Genomic DNA, 4598 nt, shown 5'->3' with positions numbered 1-4598 from the left:
CTGTAAGAATAGATAGACCCGATTATAGGGGATTGCGACCTTGTCTTTACCTTGTTTAAACGCTGCTAAATATAGCTGTAAGAATAGATAGACCCGATTATAGGGGATTGCGACCTTGTTACCTGATACTCTAAAACTAACCTATTTAACCACGTAAGAATAGATAGACCCGATTATAGGGGATTGCGACTGGTATAATAATTTACCGTTGATATATGAGTTAATGCGGGTAAGAATAGATAGACCCGATTATAGGGGATTGCGACTTCTCCCAACTACGTTCTTTAACAACTAAATCTTCCTCAGTAAGAATAGATAGACCCGATTATAGGGGATTGCGACTTATATATAGTAAATAGACTTCATCTTGTAGAAGGGGTTATTGTAAGAATAGATAGACCCGATTATAGGGGATTGCGACTTATCTTTTTCTGTTATAACCTTCTCTTGCTGTATGATGTAAGAATAGATAGACCCGATTATAGGGGATTGCGACATGAACCTTGTTTTTCTAATGGACAACACATTTGGGTGTAAGAATAGATAGACCCGATTATAGGGGATTGCGACGTTAGGTAACGGGTATTGGTATACCCCCCGAAACGGATGTAAGAATAGATAGACCCGATTATAGGGGATTGCGACTCATTTTCCGCCTCCTTTTTTACCCAATGGGGTGTTCGGTAAGAATAGATAGACCCGATTATAGGGGATTGCGACGACAGACTATTTTAGAGATGTAAACCTAAGGACAGCCGGTAAGAATAGATAGACCCGATTATAGGGGATTGCGACTACCTTGCCCTATATCTATAACATGACCACTGCTATCAGTAAGAATAGATAGACCCGATTATAGGGGATTGCGACACGCTTAATGCTGGACGTTGTTCCTGAAATGGTTGATAGTAAGAATAGATAGACCCGATTATAGGGGATTGCGACTATCTCAACCTGCTTGTTATGATTCCTAACTTTAAATCTCCACAATTCTTCACAATATCAGCTTTTGTTTTTAATCACACTCTTGCTTCCTTACGCCTTACAAAAACAGGTATAGGTTAATGTTGTTAAGCAAACGCTTTCAAGTCAATTTTGTGTAAATTCTGATGAAGAATTCGGATAGTTGACATTCTTAACAAGAGTGGTATAATATTAGAAAAGTTTTGCGAGATACTTATCTTATGGAGAGCCATCATACATAGTTGCTGAGCTTGTTAAATTAGATGGCCAAGTTAAAATTTTTGGCACACTTTTGGCACACTTTGGCAAAAACGAGGGTATGACTGAAGCTTCAAAAGATGTCTAAACCCTTGATAGTCAGCTACGGAGGGGTCGCATAGCCTGGTCTAGTGCGGCGGATTGCTAATCCGTTGTACGGTTGAAAGGCCGTACCGTGAGTTCGAATCTCACCCCCTCCGCTGTTTTAAATTCTTACTTAAAATTTTATGATATTTACCCGTCGAAGTTTTAGTTTAGGGGGATTGTTTAGTATTTTTATTCAATTTCTCTACTCTTATCCAAACCTAAAGAAAACTATATACCTTTGTTTTATACAAAAATGGTTTTACCTCTCAAACAGGAAAATATATGGAAAAAATATTCGAAGATATAACAAAAACAATAGGTAACACTCCTCTGGTGAGGTTATCAAGGATAGATAAAGAAGTTAATGCGACTCTACTTGGCAAGATAGAATCTTTTAACCCTTTGGGTTCTGTTAAAGACAGAATAGGTTTGGCTATGATTGAAAACGCTGAAAAAGAAGGGGTGCTTAAGAAAGGTGGGGTGATTATTGAGCCTACAAGCGGGAATACAGGGATAGGTTTGGCGTTTGTTTCGGCAGTTAAGGGGTACAAACTTATTATAGTTATGCCAGAAACAATGTCTATAGAGAGAAGAAAACTTATGGAGTTTTTAGGGGCGCAGATAATTCTTACCGAAGGATCTAAAGGAATGACAGGGGCAATAAATAAAGCTGTAGAACTTTCTAACCAGATTGCTGGCAGTATTGTGTTGCAACAGTTTGATAATCCTGCTAACTCAGAAGCACACAGGCAGACAACGGCTGAAGAAATTTGGGCAGATACTGATGGTAAGGTAGATATTCTTGTGGCTGGTGTAGGTACAGGAGGAACTATTACTGGTATTTCAGAGGTAATAAAGAAGAGAAAACCTTCTTTTAAAGTTATTGCTGTTGAGCCTGATAAATCACCTGTTTTATCTGGTGGAGAGCCCGGTACTCACGGAATACAGGGGATAGGCGCAGGTTTTTTTCCTAATGTTTTAAATAGAGATATAATAGATGAGGTTATTCAGGTTAGCCAGGAAGATGCTGGCGAGATGTCTCGGTTACTTGCAAAAAAAGAAGGTATTCTTGCAGGAATTTCAAGCGGAGCGGCTCTATATGCGGCTTTGAAGGTTGGTAGAAGAACTGAAAATAAAGGTAAGACGATTGTTGTAATTTTACCAGATACAGGTGAAAGGTATCTGTCAACTTGGCTTTTTGATAATACTTGATAACACCTTATACTTTTAGTTGGTTAGTATAACTTTTATTAATGATGTTGACAAAAACTCTTTTTTGAGTTATAATCTTTAACACTATGGGAAGAAAAAAACAAGGAAACGGTAGGGATTCAAGACCTAAATATTTAGAAACGAAAGTTTATGGTGGTCAGGTAGTTACTGCTGGAAGTATTATTGTGAGGCAGAGAGGAAGCAGAATTAAGCCCGGACGTGGAGCTGGAATGGGTAGAGATTATACCTTATTCAGTTTAATAGATGGCACTGTGGAATTTTCTCAAAGAAAAGGCAGTAAAATTGTAAATATTATACCTATGCCTGAATGAAAAGACTTTCATTAGAGGTGCAAACTATCTCTGAGATTGTAAAGTTATCGGACTTTCAGAAGAGTAAGTTTTTTACTTTTTTTGAAATAGTGGATAGTAACAATATATCTCTTGCGGGAAAACTTGCTGCTAAAAAAGCGTTTCTAAAGTGTCTTGAATGTGATAAATCTGGTTATCTACCTTACGATAAAATAGAAGTAAAACGACCAGTAGGAAAAAGACCTTCCATTGAAGTTTCAGACTCTCTACTTTTAGAGAAACTTTCAAATCAAAAAATCTCTCTTTCAATATCTCATATAAAAGATATTGCTATTGCTGTCTGTATCGTATATAATAAATAGTAAAACTTTTGCGCTTTATGCAATTTAATCAATAAAACGGTTGTCTATTTTTATGATATTGGTGTTATAAAAAAATGAAGATACCAGAAAGATTAAAAGAGACTCATAAAGGCGATTATGGACATCTTTTGGTTTTAGGGGGTAGCACAGGACTGACTGGAGCCGTGTGCCTTACTGCTAATGCTGCTTTAAGGAGCGGTTGCGGTCTTGTAACTGTTGGGATTCCTGAAAGTTTAAATGATATTCTGGAGGTAAAACTTACTGAAGCAATGAGTTTACCGTTGCCTGAAACTGCCACCCGCACTTTTTCTAAACAAGCTGTAAAACCGTGCTTAAAATTTATAAATGAAAAAGTTGACGGTATTGTCATAGGTCCAGGTATATCTACAAATATTGAAACTGCAGATTTTGTTAAACAGGTTATTATGCAAGCAGGTAAACCTGTTGTGATAGATGCTGATGCGTTAAAAATTGTTTCAGAAGAAAAAGATATATTGAAAAACCTTAAATTTGGTAGTATTCTTACCCCACATCCAGGGGAGATGGGTTATTTAACTTCTCTAAAAACTCACAATATACAAAAATGTAGGGAAAAAGTAGGAAGAGATTTTGCTAAAGAAAATAGTACCGTAGTTGTTTTAAAAGGTGCTCGTACTATTGTTACAGATGGGCAACAACTTTACGTTAACCTTACAGGTAACCCTGGTATGGCGTCTGCTGGTAGCGGAGATGTTCTGGCAGGAATTATAGGAAGTTTTCTGGTGCAAGGTTTAGACTATTTTGAAGCGGGGAAATTGGGCGTATATATCCACGGGCTTGCAGGGGACTTTGCTACGAAAGAGAAGGGCGAAATTTCGCTTATTGCTTCTGATATTATAGAATATTTACCGGTAGCGTTTGGGTTTATTAAAAACATTTAAGTGAATGTTGTTAAGATGCGAACAACAGAATTGTTATATTGGTAGCTAAAAATGATAGGTGTTATAATAGCAGGTGGCGGTGGTGGTACAAGGTTGGATGGTCAACCTAAGGCTTTTTTGAAGGTTGCTGGTAAAGAGTTAATCTACTATTCGTTGGACTTGTTTCATAATGAAGTAGACGAGATAGTAATCGTTTTACCTTTAGCAGATGTAAAAAAGTGGAAACCAAGAATTGAAAATGGTTATAAAAATGTTAAGGTTGTTTCTGGTGGGCAACATCGGCAAGATTCTATTAGAAACGGGCTAAAAGCTTTTGAAAAAAAGAATGATATAGTTTTTGTCCACGATGTAGCAAGACCGTTTTTGACTCTTGAACTTTTTAAAAGAATTAAAGAAGGTGCAGAAAAATATGGGGCTTGTATTCCTTATGTAGGTGCTTGCGACACTTTGAAAGAGGTTAACAATTCGTTTGTAGGTAAAACTCT

The 4598-nt window shown here is 37.1% G+C and carries 5 protein-coding genes, 1 tRNA gene and 1 CRISPR repeat array; all 6 genes read left to right on the top strand.

All coding sequences use genetic code 11. From position 1 onward, the window contains the following. Positions 1 to 2: 2 nt before the first annotated feature. Positions 3 to 945: a CRISPR direct-repeat array (repeat unit 37 nt; unit sequence GTAAGAATAGATAGACCCGATTATAGGGGATTGCGAC). Positions 946 to 1328: 383 nt separating this feature from the next. After that, positions 1329 to 1421: transfer RNA gene (locus tag M0P98_09260), tRNA-Ser, on the top strand. Between the two features lie 169 nt (positions 1422 to 1590). After that, positions 1591 to 2520 carry a cysteine synthase A gene (gene cysK, locus M0P98_09255; protein MCK9267034.1) on the top strand — a complete coding sequence of 310 codons (930 nt, stop codon included), beginning with the start codon at positions 1591 to 1593 and terminating at the stop codon, positions 2518 to 2520. Positions 2521 to 2606: 86 nt separating this feature from the next. Next, positions 2607 to 2852 (top strand): 50S ribosomal protein L27, encoded by a 246-nt coding sequence (locus tag M0P98_09250; protein ID MCK9267033.1) that lies wholly within the window; start codon positions 2607 to 2609, stop codon positions 2850 to 2852. Beyond that, entirely contained in the window at positions 2849 to 3193 is a 345-nt protein-coding gene (locus M0P98_09245) for a hypothetical protein (GenBank protein MCK9267032.1), read from the top strand. The genes M0P98_09250 and M0P98_09245 overlap by 4 nt, the downstream gene beginning before the upstream one ends. Before the next feature lie 74 nt (positions 3194 to 3267). Further along, on the top strand, positions 3268 to 4113 hold the full coding sequence (locus tag M0P98_09240) for an NAD(P)H-hydrate dehydratase (GenBank protein ID MCK9267031.1): 846 nt from the start codon (positions 3268 to 3270) through the stop codon (positions 4111 to 4113). Between the two features lie 51 nt (positions 4114 to 4164). After that, a partial coding sequence (locus tag M0P98_09235) for a 2-C-methyl-D-erythritol 4-phosphate cytidylyltransferase (GenBank protein ID MCK9267030.1) occupies positions 4165 to 4598 on the top strand: 434 nt, incomplete at its 3' end.

Source organism: bacterium (assembly GCA_023230585.1).
In the GTDB taxonomy this organism is placed as follows: Bacteria; Ratteibacteria; UBA8468; order B48-G9; family JAFGKM01; genus JALNXB01.
The sequence above is the reverse complement of the archived record's forward strand: the minus strand, read 5'-3'. Positions and strand labels throughout refer to the sequence as shown.

Excerpts from the sequence above, each read along its gene's own strand:
- M0P98_09245 (MCK9267032.1), top strand. The coding sequence starts at position 2,849 with ATGAAAAGACTTTCATTAGAGGTGCAAACTATCTCTGAGATTGTAAAG.
- M0P98_09250 (MCK9267033.1), top strand. The coding sequence starts at position 2,607 with ATGGGAAGAAAAAAACAAGGAAACGGTAGGGATTCAAGACCTAAATAT.
- cysK (MCK9267034.1), top strand. The coding sequence starts at position 1,591 with ATGGAAAAAATATTCGAAGATATAACAAAAACAATAGGTAACACTCCT.
- M0P98_09240 (MCK9267031.1), top strand. The coding sequence starts at position 3,268 with ATGAAGATACCAGAAAGATTAAAAGAGACTCATAAAGGCGATTATGGA.